This is a genomic window from Thioalkalivibrio sulfidiphilus (genome assembly GCF_000377945.1).
Lineage (GTDB): Bacteria > Pseudomonadota > Gammaproteobacteria > Ectothiorhodospirales > Ectothiorhodospiraceae > Thioalkalivibrio_A > Thioalkalivibrio_A sulfidiphilus_A.
On record NZ_KB898929.1, the window covers coordinates 1 to 18,750 of the forward strand.

Annotated in this window: 18 protein-coding genes, 1 tRNA gene and 1 pseudogene; 12 read left to right on the top strand and 8 right to left on the bottom strand. The window is 66.5% G+C overall.

Annotated elements, in window-relative coordinates; translation table 11 throughout:
* A pseudogene (locus tag D580_RS15205) lies at window positions 1-223 on the top strand (IS4 family transposase); the annotation flags it as partial.
* A 143-nt stretch (window positions 224-366) separates the two neighbouring features.
* Here D580_RS15205 and mreD read toward each other — a convergent pair.
* From mreD to D580_RS0104835, 3 genes are read right to left on the bottom strand one after another with little or no spacing between them, the layout of a single operon-like run.
* Window positions 367-858 (bottom strand): rod shape-determining protein MreD, encoded by a 492-nt coding sequence (gene mreD, locus D580_RS0104825; RefSeq protein WP_012637097.1) that lies wholly within the window; start codon window positions 856-858, stop codon window positions 367-369.
* Entirely contained in the window at window positions 855-1,760 is a 906-nt protein-coding gene (gene mreC, locus D580_RS0104830; protein ID WP_155999727.1) for a rod shape-determining protein MreC, read from the bottom strand. Before mreC ends, mreD begins: the two co-directional genes overlap by 4 nt.
* Before the next feature lie 27 nt (window positions 1,761-1,787).
* A complete protein-coding gene (locus D580_RS0104835; protein ID WP_012637099.1) occupies window positions 1,788-2,834 on the bottom strand; it encodes a rod shape-determining protein in 1,047 nt (348 codons plus the stop codon).
* Between the two features lie 130 nt (window positions 2,835-2,964).
* Between D580_RS0104835 and gatC the strand changes: the two genes are divergently transcribed.
* The 4 genes from gatC (at window position 2,965) to hslO (ending at window position 7,280) form a co-directional block, all read left to right on the top strand.
* Window positions 2,965-3,252: an Asp-tRNA(Asn)/Glu-tRNA(Gln) amidotransferase subunit GatC gene (gene gatC / locus D580_RS0104840; RefSeq protein WP_018953304.1), complete on the top strand. Its 288-nt coding sequence runs from the start codon at window positions 2,965-2,967 to the stop codon at window positions 3,250-3,252.
* Window positions 3,253-3,323: 71 nt separating this feature from the next.
* Window positions 3,324-4,778, top strand: a complete 1,455-nt coding sequence (gene gatA, locus D580_RS0104845; protein WP_018953305.1) for an Asp-tRNA(Asn)/Glu-tRNA(Gln) amidotransferase subunit GatA — start codon at window positions 3,324-3,326, stop codon at window positions 4,776-4,778.
* 62 nt (window positions 4,779-4,840) lie between these two features.
* A complete protein-coding gene (gene gatB, locus D580_RS0104850; protein ID WP_269208097.1) occupies window positions 4,841-6,319 on the top strand; it encodes an Asp-tRNA(Asn)/Glu-tRNA(Gln) amidotransferase subunit GatB in 1,479 nt (492 codons plus the stop codon).
* A 94-nt stretch (window positions 6,320-6,413) separates the two neighbouring features.
* Entirely contained in the window at window positions 6,414-7,280 is an 867-nt protein-coding gene (gene hslO / locus D580_RS0104855) for an Hsp33 family molecular chaperone HslO (RefSeq protein ID WP_018953307.1), read from the top strand.
* Window positions 7,281-7,437: 157 nt separating this feature from the next.
* On the opposite strand, the gene D580_RS0104860 is transcribed toward hslO, so the two are convergent.
* The 5 genes from D580_RS0104860 to hemA form a co-directional block, all read right to left on the bottom strand.
* The gene (locus D580_RS0104860) at window positions 7,438-8,178 is read right to left on the bottom strand and encodes a HesA/MoeB/ThiF family protein (protein WP_018953308.1); all 741 of its coding nucleotides are present in this window, start codon (window positions 8,176-8,178) and stop codon (window positions 7,438-7,440) included.
* A 109-nt stretch (window positions 8,179-8,287) separates the two neighbouring features.
* A complete protein-coding gene (locus D580_RS0104865; RefSeq protein ID WP_018953309.1) occupies window positions 8,288-8,698 on the bottom strand; it encodes a hypothetical protein in 411 nt (136 codons plus the stop codon).
* Window positions 8,699-8,815: 117 nt separating this feature from the next.
* Window positions 8,816-9,640 carry a peptide chain release factor N(5)-glutamine methyltransferase gene (prmC, locus tag D580_RS0104870; RefSeq protein WP_018953310.1) on the bottom strand — a complete coding sequence of 275 codons (825 nt, stop codon included), beginning with the start codon at window positions 9,638-9,640 and terminating at the stop codon, window positions 8,816-8,818.
* Between the two features lie 124 nt (window positions 9,641-9,764).
* Entirely contained in the window at window positions 9,765-10,850 is a 1,086-nt protein-coding gene (gene prfA, locus D580_RS0104875; RefSeq protein ID WP_018953311.1) for a peptide chain release factor 1, read from the bottom strand.
* The gene (gene hemA, locus D580_RS0104880; protein WP_026289716.1) at window positions 10,847-12,127 is read right to left on the bottom strand and encodes a glutamyl-tRNA reductase; all 1,281 of its coding nucleotides are present in this window, start codon (window positions 12,125-12,127) and stop codon (window positions 10,847-10,849) included. The genes prfA and hemA overlap by 4 nt, the downstream gene beginning before the upstream one ends.
* 349 nt (window positions 12,128-12,476) lie before the next feature.
* Between hemA and D580_RS16950 the strand changes: the two genes are divergently transcribed.
* The 7 genes from D580_RS16950 (at window position 12,477) to pth (ending at window position 18,677) form a co-directional block, all read left to right on the top strand.
* Window positions 12,477-14,201 carry a tetratricopeptide repeat protein gene (locus D580_RS16950; protein WP_018953313.1) on the top strand — a complete coding sequence of 575 codons (1,725 nt, stop codon included), beginning with the start codon at window positions 12,477-12,479 and terminating at the stop codon, window positions 14,199-14,201.
* The gene (gene lolB, locus D580_RS0104890) at window positions 14,198-15,058 is read left to right on the top strand and encodes a lipoprotein insertase outer membrane protein LolB (RefSeq protein WP_231363495.1); all 861 of its coding nucleotides are present in this window, start codon (window positions 14,198-14,200) and stop codon (window positions 15,056-15,058) included. Before D580_RS16950 ends, lolB begins: the two co-directional genes overlap by 4 nt.
* On the top strand, window positions 15,055-15,906 hold the full coding sequence (gene ispE / locus D580_RS0104895; RefSeq protein WP_018953315.1) for a 4-(cytidine 5'-diphospho)-2-C-methyl-D-erythritol kinase: 852 nt from the start codon (window positions 15,055-15,057) through the stop codon (window positions 15,904-15,906). The genes lolB and ispE overlap by 4 nt, the downstream gene beginning before the upstream one ends.
* A 26-nt stretch (window positions 15,907-15,932) precedes the next feature.
* Window positions 15,933-16,007, top strand: a tRNA-Gln gene (locus D580_RS0104900).
* A 316-nt stretch (window positions 16,008-16,323) separates the two neighbouring features.
* Complete coding sequence (locus D580_RS0104905; RefSeq protein WP_419581639.1) at window positions 16,324-17,298, top strand: ribose-phosphate diphosphokinase; 975 nt, start codon at window positions 16,324-16,326, stop codon at window positions 17,296-17,298.
* Window positions 17,299-17,442: 144 nt separating this feature from the next.
* On the top strand, window positions 17,443-18,081 hold the full coding sequence (locus D580_RS0104910; protein WP_018953316.1) for a 50S ribosomal protein L25/general stress protein Ctc: 639 nt from the start codon (window positions 17,443-17,445) through the stop codon (window positions 18,079-18,081).
* Window positions 18,082-18,095: 14 nt separating this feature from the next.
* A complete protein-coding gene (pth, locus tag D580_RS0104915; protein ID WP_026289719.1) occupies window positions 18,096-18,677 on the top strand; it encodes an aminoacyl-tRNA hydrolase in 582 nt (193 codons plus the stop codon).
* Window positions 18,678-18,750 lie beyond the last annotated feature (73 nt).

Consider the following 18,750-nt stretch of genomic DNA (forward strand, 5'->3'; position numbering starts at 1 on the left):
AGAGAATGCGGTCAAGACACAAATCTGGAGCGCCGTGTCGGTCTATGTGTTGGTGGCCATTGTCAAGAAACGATTGGACCCGCAGGTTTCTCTCTACACTTTGCTACAGATTTTCTCGATCACGCTGTTCGAGAAAATGCCGTTAAATGCGGCATTCTTGGATGCAAACTACAGCTGCGATGACCCTGAGTCTCGTAACCGATTGAATCTGTTCGATTCTTAACCGGACACTAGTGAAAATTCAAGATTCAAGATTCAAGATTCAAGATTCAAGATTCAAGATTCAAGATTCAAGATTCAAGATTCAAAGGGGCGGTACCCGAGTTCCTTTGAATTTTGAATCTTGAATTTTGAATTGCCCCTAATTCAGCTCAAAGCCAGACACCACCGCCGCCGCACGTCGCGCAGCAGCACGAACAGCCAGGGCCACAGGATCATGCTGCTTACCAGGGGCGCCCAGTACAGCCAGGTGCCCGGGGCGCGGCCGGTCATGCCCAGGATCCAGAGCACCAGCAGCAGGTGCAGGGCGAGCAGGCCGCCCACGGTCAGGGCCTGCTGCCAGAGGGGGAACACCCGCACCCGCTGATGCATGCGGATGCTCAGGTAGGCGATCAGGGCGAAGCCCAGGGCATGCTGGCCCAGCAGGGCACCGGTGGCGGCATCCAGCAGCAGGCCCAGGAACCAGCCCAGGCCGACGCCGATGCGCCGGGGCAGGGCCATGCTCCAGTAGATCAGGGTCATGGCCAGCCACTGGGGACGCCAGGGGGCGGCCCAGTCGGGCAGGGGCACGACGGTGAGCGCCAGCGCCACGATGAAGGTCAGCGGGATGGCCCAGACCCAGCCGCGGGGATTGCTCATGGGCGATCCTCCGGGGTCGATTCCGCGGCGGGCGCCTCTGCCTCGATCTCAGCAGGGCGCTCCGTGGCGTCGCCGTTGCCGTTGACCGGGCGCAGCAGCAGCACCTCCCGTGAGCGGTCCAGGCGGGCCAGCGGGCGGGCCTCCACCCGGGCGAAGGATTCGCCGGGGATGCGTTCCACCCGGGTGACCTGGGCTACCGGATAGTCCGCCGGGAAGCGCCCGCCCAGCCCCGAGGTGCTGATGATGTCGCCGGGCTCGATGTCCTCGGCGGGCGGGATGTAGCGCAGTTCCAGCAGCTGGGGGTTGCCGGTGCCCACGGCCAGGGTGCGCAGCCCGGTGCGGTTGACCAGCACCGGCAGGGCGTGGCTCGGGTCCGAGATCAGCAGCACGATGCTGTGCAGGGGGTGGCTCTCCAGCACCTGCCCCACCACCCCCTGGGCGTTGATCAGGGGCTGGCCCGGGTAGGCGCCGTGCACCCGCCCGCGGTTGATCACCAGCTGTTGGCGGAAGGGGTCCAGGTCCACGGCCATGATCTCGGCCGCCATCAGCGGGTCGCGCAGCCGCACGGAGGTGTCCAGCAGCTCGCGCAGCCGGGCGTTTTCCTCCTCCAGGGCCTCGAAGCGCAGCATCAGTGCGTTGAGGTGCAGGTGTTCCTCACGCAGGCGGCGGTTGTCCTCCACCAGGGTCTGATGACTGCGCAGCTGTTCCAGCACCCAGGCGCCCGCCTGCACCGGCAGGTTCACGCCGGCCTGCACCGGGTAGACCAGCATGGCGACGGTGGAGCGGAACTCCTGAAGGTGCTGATGACGGTGGTCGGCCCACATCAGGCCGATGGAGACGAGTGCGAGCAGTGCCAGGCGCACTGCCGGGGATGGGCCCAGGTTGAACAGCGGCTTCTTGATGGCTGGTCCCCCGGGTGATTGCTGCGGTTATTCGACGGCCAGGAAATCTGCCCCGTGCTCGTCCATCATCTCCAGCACCCGGCCGCCGCCCCGGGCCACGCAGGTGAGCGGGTCGTCGGCGATGACCACCGGGATGCCGGTCTCTTCCATGAGCAGGCGGTCCAGATCGCGCAGCAGGGCGCCGCCGCCGGTGAGCACGATGCCGCGCTCGGCCACGTCCGCGCCCAGTTCCGGCGGGGTCTGCTCCAGGGCCGTGCGTACCGCGCTGACGATGCCGTGCAGGGGCTCCTGCAGGGATTCCAGGATCTCGTTGCTGTTCAGGGTGAAGCTGCGGGGCACGCCTTCGGCCAGGTTGCGGCCCTTGACCTCGATCTCCAGCAGCTCCTTGCCGGGATAGGCGGAACCGATCTCGTGCTTGATGCGCTCGGCGGTGGCCTCACCGATGAGGATGCCGTAGTTGCGGCGCACGTAGGCGGTGATGGCCTCGTCGAACTTGTCGCCGCCGATGCGCACCGAGGAGGAGTAGACGATGCCGTTCAGGGACATGACGGCCACCTCGGAGGTGCCACCGCCGATGTCCAGCACCATGGAGCCGCGCGCCTCGTCCACCGGGATGCCGGCGCCGATGGCGGCCGCCATGGGTTCCTCGATGAGATAGACCTTGCGCGCGCCGGCGCCGGCCGCGGATTCACGGATGGCGCGGCGTTCCACCTGGGTGGCGCCGCAGGGCACGCACACCAGCACCCGGGGGCTGGGGCGGAAGAAGCGGTGCTGGTGCACGGTCTTGATGAAGTGCTGCAGCATCTTCTCGGTGGTGGTGAAGTCGGCGATCACGCCGTCCTTCATGGGGCGGATGGCGGTGATGTTCTCCGGCGTGCGCCCGAGCATCTTCTTGGCCGCCGTGCCCACCGCCTCGATGCTGCGCGGGCCGCCCGGGCCGCGGTCCTGCCGGATGGCCACCACCGACGGCTCGTTGAGCACGATGCCCTTGCCCCGCATGTAGATCAGGGTGTTGGCGGTGCCAAGGTCGATGGAGAGGTCGTTGGACAGGAAGCCTAAAGCGCGGTTGAACATGAGATTTCTTATGTAGCCCGGGGCAAAGGAAGCCGCTACTCTAGCAACGGGGTGGGCTTTGGGCAAGGCGAGCTTTGTGCTACTTTTACCGGCTTCACAGAACCCGCCCGCTATCTGTCCGGAGCCCTGCATGTCCCTGTCCCATGACGATGTGCGCAAGATCGCCCACCTGGCCCGCCTCGCCGTGAGCGACGCGGACGTGGATGCCTACGCCAGGAGTCTTTCCAGCATCCTGGATTTCGTGGAGCAGATGGAGGCGGTCAAGACCGACCACGTGGCCCCCATGGCCCATCCCCAGGACACCGCCCAGCGGCTGCGCGATGACGTGGTCAGCGAGGCCGATCAGCGGGAGCGCTTCCAGTCCATCGCGCCCGCCGTGGAGGCCGGTCTGTACCTGGTGCCCAAGGTCATCGAATGACCTGAGGGCGGACAGGCGACGGGGGCGATGAGCGCCCCTGCGCACCCCATTCCCTTGCCCTGGTTCCCATCATGCACGAGAAAACCATCGCAGAACTCTCCGCCGCCCTGGCCAAGGGCGAGTGCTCGAGCGTCGAACTCACCCAACACTTCCTCAAGCGCATCGAGACGCTGGACGGCGGTCTGAACAGCTTCGTCACCGTCACCGCCGAGCAGGCGCTGGCCCAGGCGAAAGCGGCCGACGACCGCCGCGCCAGGGGGGAGGCGGGTCCGCTCACCGGCGTGCCCATGGCCCAGAAGGACATCTTCTGCACCGACGGCGTGCGCACCACCTGCGGCTCGAAGATGCTCGACAACTTCATCGCCCCCTACGATGCCACCGTGGTGGAGCGCTTCAAGGCCGAGGGCTGCCCCATGCTGGGCAAGACCAACATGGACGAGTTCGCCATGGGCTCCTCCAACGAGACCAGTTTCCACGGCCCGGTGAAGAATCCCTGGGACACGGCGCGGGTGCCCGGTGGTTCCTCCGGCGGTTCCGCCGCCGCCGTGGCCGCGCGGCTCACGCCGTCCGCCACCGGCACCGACACCGGCGGCTCCATCCGTCAGCCCGCGGCCCTGTGCGGCATCACGGGGCTCAAGCCCACCTACGGCCGCGTCTCCCGCTGGGGCATGATCGCGTTTGCCTCGAGCCTCGATCAGGGCGGCCCCATGGCCGCCACCGCCGAGGACTGCGCCCTGCTGGCCAACGTCATGAGCGGTTTCGATCCCAGGGATTCCACCAGCATCGAGCGCCCCGAAGAGGACTTCACCGCGCGCCTGAACGAACCGCTCAAGGACCTGCGCATCGGTCTGCCCCGTGAGTTCTTCGGCGAGGGCCTGGACGCCGGTGTGGCCAAGGCGATCGAGGAAGCCATCGAGCAGTACAGGAAACTCGGCGCCGAGGTGAAGGAAGTGGGCCTGCCCAATTCGGGTCTCTCCGTGCCTGCCTACTACGTGGTGGCCCCGGCGGAGTGTTCCTCGAACCTGGCCCGCTTCGACGGCGTGCGTTATGGCTATCGCTGCGAGAACCCGAAAGACCTGATGGACCTCTACACCCGCTCCCGGGGCGAGGGCTTCGGTGCCGAGGTCAAGCGTCGCATCATGGTGGGCACCTACGCGCTGTCCGCCGGCTACTTCGACGCCTACTACCTCAAGGCCCAGAAGATCCGCCGCCTGATCGCCGACGACTTCGCCAGGGCCTTCGAGGAAGTGGACGTGATCCTCGGCCCCACCTCGCCGAGTACCGCTTTCAAGCTGGGCGAGAAGACCGACGACCCGGTCACCATGTACCTCTCGGACATCTACACCATCGCCGTGAACCTGGCCGGCCTGCCCGGCATGTCCATCCCCGCAGGCTTCAGCGACGGCCTGCCCGTGGGCCTGCAGCTGATCGGCAACTATTTCGACGAGGCGCGCCTGCTGGGGGTGGCCCATCAGTATCAATCAGTCACGGACTGGCATCGAAGAATCCCGGAGGGGTTTGCGTAAGGGGTGAAGCGTGAGGCGTGAGGCACAAGCGAGACCATCCGGATCGACTTGGCCTTTCACCCCTGACCCCTAACCCCTCACACCTTACGTCATTCGAGGTTCAAAGCATGGAATGGGAAACAGTCATCGGGCTCGAGGTTCACGCCCAGCTCGCCACCAAGAGTAAGATCTTCTCCGGCGCGTCCACCGCCTACGGCGCGGCGCCCAACACCCAGGCCTGTGCCATCGACCTGGGCCTGCCCGGCGTGCTGCCGGTGCTCAACCGCGAGGCGGTGCGCATGGCGGTGAAGTTCGGTCTGGCCATCGGTGCGGAGATCTCGCCGCGCTCGGTGTTCGCGCGCAAGAACTACTTCTATCCCGATCTGCCCAAGGGTTACCAGATCTCCCAGTACGAACTCCCCGTGGTGGGCCTCGGCAAGCTCGAGATCGAGCTGGAGGACGGCGAGACCAAGACCATCGGCATCACCCGGGCACACCTTGAAGAGGACGCGGGCAAGAGCCTGCACGAGGACTTCCACGGCATGAGCGGCATCGATCTCAACCGCGCCGGCACGCCGTTGCTGGAGATCGTCTCCGAGCCGGACATGCGCTCCGCCAAGGAGGCGGTGGCCTATCTGAAGAAGCTGCACGCCCTGGTGCGCTACCTGGAGATCTGCGACGGCAACATGCAGGAAGGCTCCTTCCGCTGCGATGCCAACGTCTCGGTGCGCCGCAAGGGCACCGAGAAGTTCGGCACCCGCGCCGAGATCAAGAACATCAACTCCTTCCGCTTCGTGGAGCGCGCCATCAACTACGAGGTGGAGCGCCAGATCGACATCCTGGAGGGCGGCGGCGCCGTGGTGCAGGAGACGCGTCTCTACGATCCCGACAAGGGCGAGACCCGTTCCATGCGCTCCAAGGAAGAGGCCAACGACTACCGCTACTTCCCCGACCCGGACCTGCTGCCGCTGGAGATCGATGCCGGCTTCATCGAGGGCGTGCGCGGTACCCTGCCGGAGTTACCCGACGAGAAGAAGCACCGCTTCATGACCCACTACGGCCTGTCCGCCTACGACGCCGGCGTGCTCACTGCGAGCCGCGAGATGGGCGACTACTACGAGGCCGTGGTCAAGGCCTGCGGTGGCCATGCGAAGCTGGCCGCCAACTGGGTCATGGGTGAACTCTCCGCCGCGCTCAACAAGGACAACAAGGAGATCACCGAGAGCCCGGTGTCCGCAGCCGCCCTGGGCCAGATGCTCGAGCGCATCGAGGACAACACCATCTCCGGCAAGATCGCCAAGGATGTCTTCGAGGCCATGTGGAACGGCGAGGGCAGCGCCGACCAGGTGATCGAGAAGAAGGGTCTCAAGCAGATCACCGACACCGGCGCCATCGAGGCCATCATCGACAAGGTCATGGCCGACAACCCCGGCCAGCTGGAGCAGTACCGCTCCGGCAAGGACAAGCTGTTCGGTTTCTTCGTCGGTCAGGTGATGAAGGCAACGGGCGGCAAGGCGAACCCGGGGCAAGTGAACGATCTGTTGAAGAAGAAGCTTCAGTAGAACAGTCTCAAGTGGCAAGTCTCAAGTGGCAAGGAACGTCAAAGGCACTGCCCCGGTTTTCCTTGTCACTTGAGACTTGCCACTAGCCACTGCCATGACAGATACCCTCCACCGATTCCTGCTCGAGACCACTAACGTGCGTGGCGAGTGGGTGCACCTGGACGCCACCTGGCAAGCGCTGCTGGAGCGCTACGCGTATCCGCCGGTGGTGCGCGATCTGCTCGGTCAGGCCCTGGCGGCGGTGGCCCTGCTGTCCGCCACCATCAAGTTCGACGGCTCTCTGATCCTGCAGGTGACCGGCAATGGGCCGGTGAATCTCCTGGTGGTGCAGGCCAGCGGCCATGGCACGGTGCGCGGTCTGGCGCGCTGGCAGTCGGAGGTCCCGGCGGGAGACCTGGCCGCGCAGTTCGGCGACGGGCGCATGGTCATGACCATCGATCCGGGCCAGGGCCGGGAGCGTTACCAGGGCATCGTGCCCCTGGAGGGGGCCAGCCTTTCCGCCGCGCTGGAGGGCTACTTCACCCGTTCGGAACAGTTGCCCACCCGCCTGTGGCTGGCCGCCGATGGCCAGCGCGCGGCGGGGCTGCTGCTGCAGGCACTGCCCGGCGAGGACCGGGACCCCGATGCCTTCCATCGTGCCGTCACCCTGGCGGATACCCTCAAGGATCAGGAACTGCTGGAACTGCCGGTGCAGACCCTGCTGCATCGCCTCTACCACGAGGAGGACGTACGCCTGCTGGACGCCAGCCCGGTGAGTTTCCGTTGCAGCTGTTCCAGGGATCGCGTGGCAGACATGCTGCGTGGTCTGGGCAAGGCTGAGCTTCGCGCCATCATGGATCGAGAAGGCCAGGTGGAGGTGCACTGCGAGTTCTGCAACGCCGGCTACCGCTTCGACGCGGTGGACGTGGAACAACTGTTCACCGAGGGCGAGCCGCCGCCGGGGAGTCGTACGCGGCATTGAAGGGCTTCAGGATTTTGCCGCAGAGGCGCGGAGGCGCAGAGAAATTCTTGAAGGCTCGCAACAAAACATCGTCGGGCAGCTGTAGATAAACAGTTGGCCCGAGATCAGTCGCCTTTTCTCTCGTATCTCTGCGTCTCCGCGCCTCTGCGGCAGATGTTCAAGAACCGCAGACCGGACACGACGGGTCCTTGCGCAGTTTCATGCTGCGCCATTCCATGGTCATGGCGTCCATGACCAGCAGGCGGCCGCGCAGGGTGGGCAGGCCGATGATGTGTTTGATGGCCTCGGTGGCCTGCAACGAACCCATGACACCGGGCAGACTCGCCAGCACGCCGGTCTGGCTGCAGCGTTCTTCCAGCTCTGGGCCATCCTTGTACAGGCAGCGATAGCAGGGGCTGTCCGGTTCGGCGGGGTCGAACACCGTGATCTGGCCCTCGAAGCGGATCACCGCCGCGGAGATCAGCGGTTTGCGGTGGCGCACGCAGGCGGCGTTGACCGCGAAGCGGGTGGTGAAGTTGTCAGTGCAGTCCAGCACGATGCTGGCATCGCGCACCGCCGCGTCCAGGCTGTCCGCGTCCATGGCCGCCTGCACGGCATTGACCTTGACCTCGGGATTGACCGCGGCCAGTTTGTCGGCGGCGGAGACCACCTTGGGCCGGCCGATGTCGTTGGTGTGATGGATGATCTGGCGTTGCAGGTTGGAGAGTTCGATGATGTCCGGGTCGGCGAGGGTGAGCGTGCCCACGCCCGCTGCGGCCAGGTACAGGGCCACCGGCGCCCCCAGTCCGCCCGCGCCGATGATCAGCGCGTGGGCGTCCATGATCCGCTGCTGCCCGGCCACTTCCACCTGGGGCAGCATGATCTGCCGGCTGTAGCGCAAAAGCTGTTCGTCGTTCATGAACGAAAGATACCAGAAAGGCGAGATTCAAAATTCAAGATTCAAAGGCGAAGCACCCCAAATTCAGTGGGTTTCCCTTTGAATTTTGAACCTTGAATTTTGAATTGACTTACAGATACTCCCGCCAGTGCCGCGGCCGGTGATCGCGGCAGCCGTGCTCGTGCTGGCGGTAGTGATTGATGAAGATCTTGCGGGCGCAGTTGCCGAAGCACTGGGTGGGGATGCCGAGGTTGGCGCGGATGGTATCCTCGGAGTAGTTGTACAGGGCGCGCTTGATCTTCATCACCAGGCTGTTGTCCAGGTGAAAGCCCATCTCCGTGAGGGCGGACTCCAGCTCTGAGTAGGTCACGTCACGTAGGTCGTAGGTGACCACCAGCCGGTTGGGGCCCAGCACGCGCACATCCTGGACCGCGTCGGTGTCGGACAGCAACAGGCAGGCGGCGCGCGCCTGGTCGTTGTCCCGGTGGGGTCCGCGAAACGCCAGCTCCCGGTGGCGGATGAATTCTTCGGCCGAGTCCATGACCACGATAGTAGCTGGGAACAGGGATTAATCAAGGTTGAAGGTAGGGGAATATGGGAAGTGGGAAGGGTGAATTGGGAAGTGCGAAGTGAAAGGCGTTCATTCCCACTTCCCAATTCACCCTTCCCACTTTCCCCCTGTGACCCGCTCATTCCCGCCCAGGTCCCGCCGGGTCTGTATCTCCGTGAAGCCCGCAGTGCGCAACAGGGCGCGCACCGCCTCGCCCTGGTCGTAGCCGTGCTCCAGCAGCAGGTGGCCGCCGGGGTGCAGGTGGTCCGGGGCGGCTTTGATGATGCGGCGCAGATCGTCCAGGCCGTCGGGGCCCGAGGCCAGGGCCGCGGGGGGCTCGAAACGCAGGTCGCCCCGGCCCAGGTGCGGGTCGCCCTCGGCCACGTAGGGCGGATTGGAGACCGCCAGGTGGAAGCGCTCGCCGGCGAGCGGTGCCCACCATTCGCCCAGGACGAGGCGCAGGTTGGTGAGCCCATGGTCCCGGGCATTGGCCTCGGCCACCGACAGGGCGCCGGGGCTCATGTCCGTGGCGACCACCCGGCAGGCGGGGCGTTCGGTGGCCAGGGCCAGGGCGATGGCGCCGCTGCCGGTGCCCAGATCCGCCAGGTCCCAGGCGGCGTCCGTCGGGATCAGGCCAAGCGCCGTTTCCACCAGCAGTTCCGTTTCGGGCCGGGGGATCAGGACCTCGGGACCGACGGCGAGATCCAGGGTCCAGAAGCCGCGCCGGCCGGTGAGGTAGGCCACCGGTTCGCCGGCCTGGCGTCGCGCCCACAGGGCGCGATAGCGGGCCACCGGTTCCGGGGGGAGGGGGTCGGTGTCGTGGCTGATCAGCCAGGCGCGGTCCCGGCCCAGGACATGGCCGAGCAGGATCTCCGCCTCACGGCGCATCTCCCCGGCAGGGGCCTCGGCCAGCAGGCTGCGTACCGTGGGCATGGAGATTCCAGTTCAAAATTCAAGATTCAAAATTCAAAATTCAAAATTCAAAATTCAAAATTCAAAATTCAAAGGGGAAACCTGCCATCCCTTTGAATTTTGAATCTTGAATTTTGAATTGTCCCTACTCATCCGCCAGCGCCGCCAGTTTCTCGGCCTGATGTTCATTGATCAGCGGCTCGATCACCGGGTCCAAGTCGCCGGCCATGACTGCGTCCAGCTTGTACAGGGTCAGGTTGATGCGGTGGTCGGTGACGCGTCCCTGGGGGAAGTTGTAGGTGCGGATGCGTTCCGAGCGGTCGCCGCTGCCGACCAGGCTCTTGCGGGTGGCACTTTGTTCCGCCTGCTGGCGGGCCTGTTCCGCCTCGAACAGCTTAGCCGCCAGCAGGCTCATGGCCCGGGCACGGTTCTTGTGCTGGGAGCGCTCGTCCTGGCATTCCACCACGATGCCCGTGGGGAGGTGGGTGAGGCGGATGGCGGAGTCGGTCTTGTTCACGTGCTGGCCGCCGGCGCCGCTGGCCCGGTAGGTGTCCACGCGCAGGTCCGCCGGGTTGATCTCCGGGGCCTCCACCTCGTCCGGTTCGGGCATCACCGCCACCGTGGCTGCCGAGGTATGGATGCGGCCCTGGGACTCGGTCGCGGGCACCCGCTGCACCCGGTGGGCGCCGGACTCGAACTTGAGCCGTGAGTAGGCCCCTTCGCCGATCAGCCGGGCGATGATCTCCTTGTAGCCGCCGTGCTCACCCTCGCTCTGGGACAGGATCTCCACCTGCCAGCCCCGGTTCTCGGCGTAGCGGCTGTACATGCGGAACAGGTCGCCGGCGAAGATCGCCGCCTCGTCGCCGCCGGTACCGGCGCGGATCTCCAAGAACAGGTTGCTGTGGTCGTGGGGGTCCTTGGGGATCAGCAGTTTCTGCAGTTCCAGCTCCAGGGCCTCCAGGCGCTCCGCGGCGGCTGCTGCCTCGTCCTCGGCCATGGCGCGCAGGTCCGGGTCCGAGTCCTTCTGCATCTCCCGGGCGGCGGTGAGATCCGCCTGGGCGCGCTCGTAGCGGCGGAAGGCCTCCACCACCGGTTCCAGCTGGCTGTATTCCATGGACAGGCGCCGGAACCGGGCGTTGTCGGAGATGACCTCCGGCTCGGAGAGCAGGCCCGCGAGTTCCTGGAAGCGCTCGGAGACGCCCTCCAGACGGTGAAGGAGGGAGGGCTTCACGCCTTGTCGTCCGGGGTCCTGGACGGGGCCTCGGGGAGATTGAACAGGCTGTGGGCGGCGTCCAGCAGTTCCTGGCGCCCGTCCCGGGCGGCCTGGTTGATGCCGGTGCAGGGGTCGTGCAGCAGCTTGTTGGTGAGGGTGTGGGCGAGGTAGCGTAGGGCCTCCTCCGGGGGCTTGCCCTGGGCGGCCATGTGCAGGGCCTTGTCCAGCACCTCTTGCTGGATGTGCTCGGCCTTGTCCCGAAAGGCGCGGATGGTCCCCACCGCGTCCTGGGCGCGCAACCAGCCCATGAAGTCCAGCACCTGGGTCTCGATGATCTCCTCGGCCTGGTGGGCCGCCTCGCGGCGGGATTCCAGGTTCTCCTGGATCACCTCCTCCAGGTCATCCACGGTGTACAGGTACACGTCGTCCAGCTTGCCCACCTCCGGCTCGATGTCCCGGGGTACGGCGATGTCCACCATGAACATGGGTTTGTGCTTGCGGGCCTTGAGCGCCCGCTCCACGGCGCCCTTGCCCAGGATGGGCAGGGGCGCGGCGGTGGAGGAGATGACGATGTCCGCCTCCGCCAGGCGCAGGGGGATGTCCGTGAGGGTGATGGCCTCGCCGCCGAACTGCACGGCCAGGCTGCGGGCCCGCTCCAGGGTGCGGTTGGCCACGATCACCTTGCCGATCTGGTTGCTGGACAGGTGCCGTGCGGCCAGTTCGATGGTCTCGCCGGCACCGATCACCAGGGCGGTCAGCGGGCGCAGGTCGCCGAAGATCTGTTTCGCCAGGCTCACGGCGGCGAAGGCCACGGACACGGCGCTGGCGCCGATGGCCGTGGAGGTGCGCACGTTCTTGGCCACCGAGAAGGCGTGCTGGAACAGCCGCCCCAGGTGCCGGCCCAGGGTGCCGGCATCGCTGGCGCTCTGGTAGGCCAGTTTCATCTGGCCCAGGATCTGGGGTTCGCCCAGCACCAGGGAATCCAGGCCGCAGGCCACCCGCAGGGTGTGGCGCACCGCGTCCGCTTCCTGATGGTGATAGAGGTAGGGCTGCAGGTCCCGGGGATCGAAGTGGTGGTAATCCCCCAGCCAGTGCACCACCCGCTGGTCGTCCTGGGCCGGGGCCTGGTGGAAATAGATCTCGGTGCGGTTGCAGGTGGACAGGATCGCCGCCTCGTCCACGCCCGCCTCGCGCAGGCGCAACAGGGCCTCCCCGACCCGATCCGGGGGAAAGACCACCCGCTCCCGGATACCGACCGGGGCGGTTTTGTGATTGATGCCGACGGTAAACAGCATGGCGTGCAGATGGCTGAGCAACGGCAAATTCTGCGCCATGGCGCCGGTGCTGACAAGCGCGCAGGCCGGTCAAGCCGTTGAGCGCCCGCAGGAAATCCGGGCTTGAATGTCCGTCTCTGCGGGGTGCAGGGAACGTCTGGGATCTCGTGGCGACTAAAGCCTCAGGTGCGCGCGCTTGACTGCTGGACGGCATCAGCAGTCCCTGGGTGCGCACTACGGGGGCCGGCCGCGGATGATCGCGGGTCGGCAAAGGGTTTATAGTGATTACATGCGGTGCACGGAAGCCGATTTCCCGACCCGTCTCATAATCTTAACTAAACACTAAAGCCTGCCAGCACGGGATGTCCTGATGCGCAATCTGCTTGTTCTGCTTCTCCTGACCGCACTGCTGGGGGCCTGCGCCCAGCAGGCACCCAGGCCCAACGGCGCCCTGCAGCCCCTGCAGGGTGCGGAATTGCGGGTTCAGGACCAGCCCGAGGATGACAACGCCCGCGCCGAACTGCTGTATCTGCTGCTGGTGGGTGAGCTGGCGGGCCAGATGGGGGCGCTGGATCTCTCGGTCAGCCATTACCTGATGGCCGCGCTGAACAGCCAGGATCCCGCGGTCTCCGAACGGGCCACCCGCATCGCCCTGTTCGCCGATCAGCGCGAGGCGGCGCTGCGGGCCGCTATGCGCTGGGTGGAACTGGCGCCGGCGAGCGTCGAGGGCCGGCAGGTGCTGGGGGCCCTTCTGGTCAACGCGGGCCGCGTGCCCGAGGCCGTGGAGCAGCTGGACTGGGTGGTCCAGAACAGTCCCCAGGGGCGGGCCGCGGGTCATGCCACCGTGGCCAATCTCCTGTCCCGCTCCCAGAACCAGGCGGCGGCCCTGGAGGTGATGGGGCAACTGGCCGAACGCTATCCCAACGATGCCAGCATGCAGCTGGCCCTGGCGCGACTGGCCCTGCAGATGCGCCGCCCGGAACCGGCCCTGGAGGCCGCCGAGCGGGCCCTGGCCCTGGATCCGGCCCTGTCCGATGCCAAGGTGCTGCGCGCCCGCGCCTACACCCAGATGGGGGACCTGAACCGGGGTGTGCAGATCATGCGCGAGGCCGTCGCGGCGGACGCAGGGAACACCGATCTGCGCCTGGCCTACGGCCGTCTGCTCATCCAGGCCGGGGCCTATGACGAGGCCCGCGCCGAGTTCGAACAGCTCATCGCACGCCGTCCCGGAGACGGCGACCTGCTCTACACCCTGGGCCTGCTCAGTCTCGAGATGGAGCGCTACGAGGATGCCCAGTCCTACTTCACGCGCCTGCTGGGCATGGGGCACCGGTCCAACGATGCCAACTACTACCTGGGGCGCATCGCCGAGACCGAGCGGCGCAGCGACGACGCCCTGCGCCACTACCGCGGCGTGGGCGACGGTGATCACTTCCGCGACGCCCGGGTGCGCAAGGCCCTGCTCATGGGCCGGGCCGGACAGGTGGATGCGGCCCTGGACATGCTGCGCGAGATGCGCCGGGATGCCGACGAGCCCGACTGGCGGGTGCGCCTGTACGTGACCGAGTCCCAGGTGCTGCGCGATGCCCGGCAATACCAGGCGGCCATGGAGACCCTGGACCAGGCGCTGCTGGAGCAGCCGGATTCCGGCGAACTGCTCTATGCCCGCGCCCTGGCGGCCGAGAAGCTGGATCGCCTGGACATCCTGGAGGCCGACCTGCGCGCCATCCTGGCTAGGGACCCGGACAACGCCGCCGCCCTCAACGCCCTGGGCTACACCCTGGCGGACCGCACCGATCGGCTGGACGAGGCCTACGGCTACATCCGCCGCGCCCACGAGCAGCATCCGGAGGACGCCGCCATCCTGGACAGCCTCGGCTGGGTGCTCTACCGCATGGGTCGTCTGGACGAGGCGGAGATCTATCTGCGCCAGGCCTACGACACCCTGTACGACCCGGAGATCGCCAGCAACCTGGCCATGCTCCTCTGGGACCGGGGCCAGCGTGACGAGGCCCGCCGCGTCCTTGAGGACGCCCTGGCCCAGGACCCGGACCATGACCGTCTGCTGCGCGTGAAGGACCGCTTCGAACAGTGAGCGCCCTGAATCTCCTAGCCCGCATCGCTCACCACCCTTCTACTGCGGCCGCCGATCTGCTCGCTGAGACGGGGCGTGCTCACATCAGCCGGCTTGACGTAGTGTCGGCTACGCCGGCGCCGTCTTCCGTTCCGCGCGCCCCGTCACAGCGGCATCTCGACGCCCTCGCTACGAACGGTGGTGAGAGATGCGGGCTAGGCCGGACCCTGAGCGGGGCTTGCCGCAGCACAGGCTCCCGGCGCGGATGGCTCCGGCTCACGCTGCTGCTCGCCTTCCTGCTGCTCGCCGGCTGTGCCGTGCGTCCCCCGGTGGTGGAAGAGGCCGTGCCCGGGGCCTGGGATGCGCATCAGGCCGCCGTGCAGGCCCTGGGGCAGTGGTCACTGAGCGGGCGCATCGCCCTGGATGCCGACGGCCAGCAGTGGCACGCCAACGTGCGCTGGAAGGAACGCAACGGGGACTACGACATCCAGTTCTTCGGCCCCTTCGGACGGGATGCCGGCCGACTGCGTGGCGACGAGGCGGGCGTCGATCTGCGCACCTCCGACGGTGAGTACTACAACGCCCCGGACCCGGACCGGCTGGTGCGCGAGGTGCTGGGTTACCGGCTTCCGGTGAGCGGACTGCGCCACTGGATCCTGGGCCTGCCCGCACCCGGGGCGGCCAGCGAGCGCAGTTTCGATGCCCGCGGACGGCTCACCCTGCTGGAGCAATCCGGCTGGCAGGTGCAGTACCAGCGTTACCGGGAGTCGGTCTCCCCGAGCCTGCCGGATCGCCTGGAACTGCATTACGGTCAGGAGATCCGCCTGCGCCTGCTGGTGGACGCCTGGACCCTCGAGCCCGTGAGCGCTGCTCAGTGATCCCCTGGAGCACCGACTGGCCGGCCCCGGCCAAGCTCAACCTGTTCCTGCACATCACCGGCCGGCGTGCCGACGGCTATCACCTGCTGCAGACCGTCTTCCAGCCCCTGTCCGTAGGCGACACCCTGGATTTCCTGTGCCTGGACGAGGACGCGGTGCGCCTTGAGTCGCCGCTGCCGGGGGTCGAACCGGAGCAGGACCTGGTGGTGCGTGCCGCGCGCCGCCTCAAGGCCGAGATGGGCTACCCGGGGGGCGTCGTGGCGCGGGTGCACAAACGCCTGCCCCTGGGCGGGGGGCTGGGCGGCGGCAGTTCCGATGCGGCCACCACCCTGGTGGCCCTGAACCACCTCTGGGGCCTGGGCCTGTCCCGCGATCGCCTGGCGGCCCTGGGCCTGGAGCTGGGGGCCGACGTGCCGGTGTTCGTGCGCGGCCGCGCGGCCTGGGCCGAGGGTGTGGGGGAACACCTGGAACCGGTCACCCTGCCGGAGCCCTGGTACCTGGTGATCCATCCCGGTGTTTCCATCAGCACCGCGGCCCTGTTCGGCGACCCGCAATTGACACGAAACTGCCCGCCAATCACAATACCCGACTTTATTTCCGGCAAGGCTGGCAACGTTTTCGAGCCGCTGGTCCGGGCGCGGTACCCCGAGGTGGCGCGGGCGCTGGACTGGCTCGCGCAGGCCGCGGGCGAGGCCCGCCTGACCGGTACCGGCGCCTGTGTGTTCGCCGCCCTGAAAGACCAGGCCGGGGCCGAGGCCCTGCTGGGCCGCCTGCCGGAAGGCTGGAGGGGCTTCGTCGCCCGGGGACTCAATCGATCGCCGCTGCTGGATCGCCTCGCCCAGGGCTGAGGCTGACCGCTGCGGCGGAATTATCTTGGGCCGTCGCCAAGCGGTAAGGCACCGGGTTTTGATCCCGGCATTCGCAGGTTCGAATCCTGCCGGCCCAGCCAAACGAAGCAAGAGAGGTGTCCGGTCGGGCGGATGCCTGGCGAGTAGGACGGCAGGATGAGAACCGAGAGAGGTTCGACCGAAACGCCGGGAGCGTTTCGGAACAGCGCCCACAGGGCGCTGGCCCCGAAGGGGCGCCGGGCAGGAAGCCCGGCGTAATCCTGCCGGCCCAGCCAAACGAAGCAAGAGAGGTGTCCGGTCGGGCGGATGCCTGGCGAGTAGGACGGCAGGATGAGAGCCGTAGAGGTTCGACCGAAACGCCGGCCCTGATTTACATTTTTGACAACTGTCGATGGCTTAACGCCGGTCATCGCCGCTATGCGCCAAAGGTCTGCCGTGGCTGACAGAAGCAAGATGATGATCTTCGCGGGCAATGGGACCCCGCAGTTGGCCCAGGATGTGGTGAATCACCTCAACATCCCCCTGGGCAAGGCGGTGGTGGGCCGGTTCAGCGACGGCGAGATCCAGATCGAGATCCTGGAGAACGTGCGCGGCCGCGACGTGTTCATCCTGCAGTCCACCTGCGCGCCCACCAACGACAACCTGATGGAACTGCTCATCATGGTGGATGCCCTGCGCCGGGCCTCGGCGGGGCGCATCACCACGGTGATCCCGTACTTCGGCTACGCCCGCCAGGATCGCCGGGTGCGTTCCGCCCGCGTGCCCATCTCCGCCAAAGTGGTGGCCAACATGCTGGAGGCGGTGGGCACCGACCGGGTGCTGACCGTGGACGTGCATGCGGACCAGGTGCAGGGTTTCTTCAACCTGCCCGTGGACAACGTCTACGCCTCACCGATCCTGCTGGGCGACATCTGGCGCCAGAAGCACCCGAACCTGATCGTGGTGTCTCCGGACGTGGGCGGCGTGGTGCGCGCTCGGGCCGTGGCCAAGCGCCTGGACGACGCCGAACTGGCGATCATCGACAAGCGCCGTCCCAAGCCCAACGAGTCCCGGGTGATGCACATCATCGGTGACGTGGAAGGCAAGAGCTGCGTCATCATCGACGACCTGGTGGATACCGCCGGCACCCTGTGCGAGGCGGCCCGGGCCCTCAAGGAACACGGCGCCGCCAAGGTGATGGCCTACGCCACCCACCCGGTGCTCTCCGGTCCGGCCATCTCCAACATCGAGAAGTCGGAACTGGACGAGCTGGTGGTGACCGACACCATCCCGCTGCGCCCCGAGGCCCAGGCCTGCTCGAAGATCCGCCAGTTGTCGGTGGCCGGGATGCTGGCCGAGACCATCCGGCGCATCAACCGGGAAGAGTCGGTGAGTTCGTTGTTTGTGGACTAAGTCTTTTTAAAGTGCGAAGTGTGAATTGGGAAGTGCGAAGTTAAAGGCAGTTACTTCCAGCTTCCCGATTCCCCCTTCCCACTTCATTTGAGTCCCTGTCCTGGTCGCGGGACAGGTTTTTTGTTGTTTGACTGGAGAAATGTCATGAGTGTGAGTTTCGAACTGCAGGCTGAACCGCGTGCGGACCAGGGCAAGGGTGCGAGCCGCCGCCTGCGCCGCGCCGGCAAGGTGCCTGCCATCCTGTACGGAGAGGGCAAGGATCCCCAGCCCATCACCCTGGACCACAACGCGGTGATGCTGAACCTGGAGCACGAGGCCTTCTATTCCCACATCCTGAGCGTGAAGCTGGGCGGCAAGGCCGAGAAGGCGATCCTGCGCGACGTGCAGCGTCATCCCTGCAAGCCCATCATCCTGCACCTGGACCTGTTGCGCGTGAGCGAAGACCACGCAATCCGCGTGCACGTGCCCCTGCATTTCACCAATGAAGAGAGCTGCGTGGGTGTCAAGACCGGCGGCGGCATGGTCAGCCACCAGATGGTGGAAGTGGAAGTGGAGTGCCTGCCCAAGCATCTGCCCGAGTTCATCGAGGTGGATGTGGCCAGCCTGAACGTGGGCGACTCCCTGCACCTGTCCCAGATCTCCCTGCCCGAGGGCGTGAGCATCGTGGCCCTGTCCCATGGCCCGGATCACGACCTGCCGGTGGTGAGCATCCTCAAGCCCCGTGGCGCTGCCGCAGAGGAAGAGGCGGGCGGCGAGGCGGCCGAGGGCGGCGAAGCCTCCTGATGGCGGCCTGAGCCGTGCCGGGCAGTCAACCCGTGCAACTTGTGGCGGGGCTGGGAAATCCCGGCCCCAAATACACCGAGACCCGGCACAATGCCGGGTTTTGGTTTGTGGACGCCCTGGCACGCCGCCACGGCGGCACCTTCCGCCAGGAGAACAAGTTCGCCGGCGAGTCGGCGCGCATCAGCCTGGGCGGCCAGGAGGTCTGGCTGCTCAAGCCCCAGACCTTCATGAACCGCAGCGGCCAGTCGGTGAAGCTGCTCGCCACCTTCTACAAGATCCCGGTGGAGTCGATCCTGGTGGTCCACGACGAGCTGGACCTGCCCCCCGGCGAGGTTCGCCTCAAGCGTGGCGGTGGTCACGGCGGCCACAACGGCCTGCGCGACATCATGGCGCACCTGGGCAAGGAGTTCCTGCGTCTGCGCCTGGGCGTGGGGCATCCCGGGCACAAGGACCAGGTGGTGGACTACGTGCTGCAGCGCCCCTCCCGGGATGACGAGGCCGACATCCTGCGTGCCATCGATCACGGGCTGGACGTGATGTCCGAGGTGATCGCGGGGGAACTGGAGCGGGCCATGCATAAACTGCATTCAAAATAGTTGTACTTTGTTCTTTGTACTTCGTGCTTTGTGGGGTGCATTACCAAGCACCAAGCACCAAGCACCAAGCACA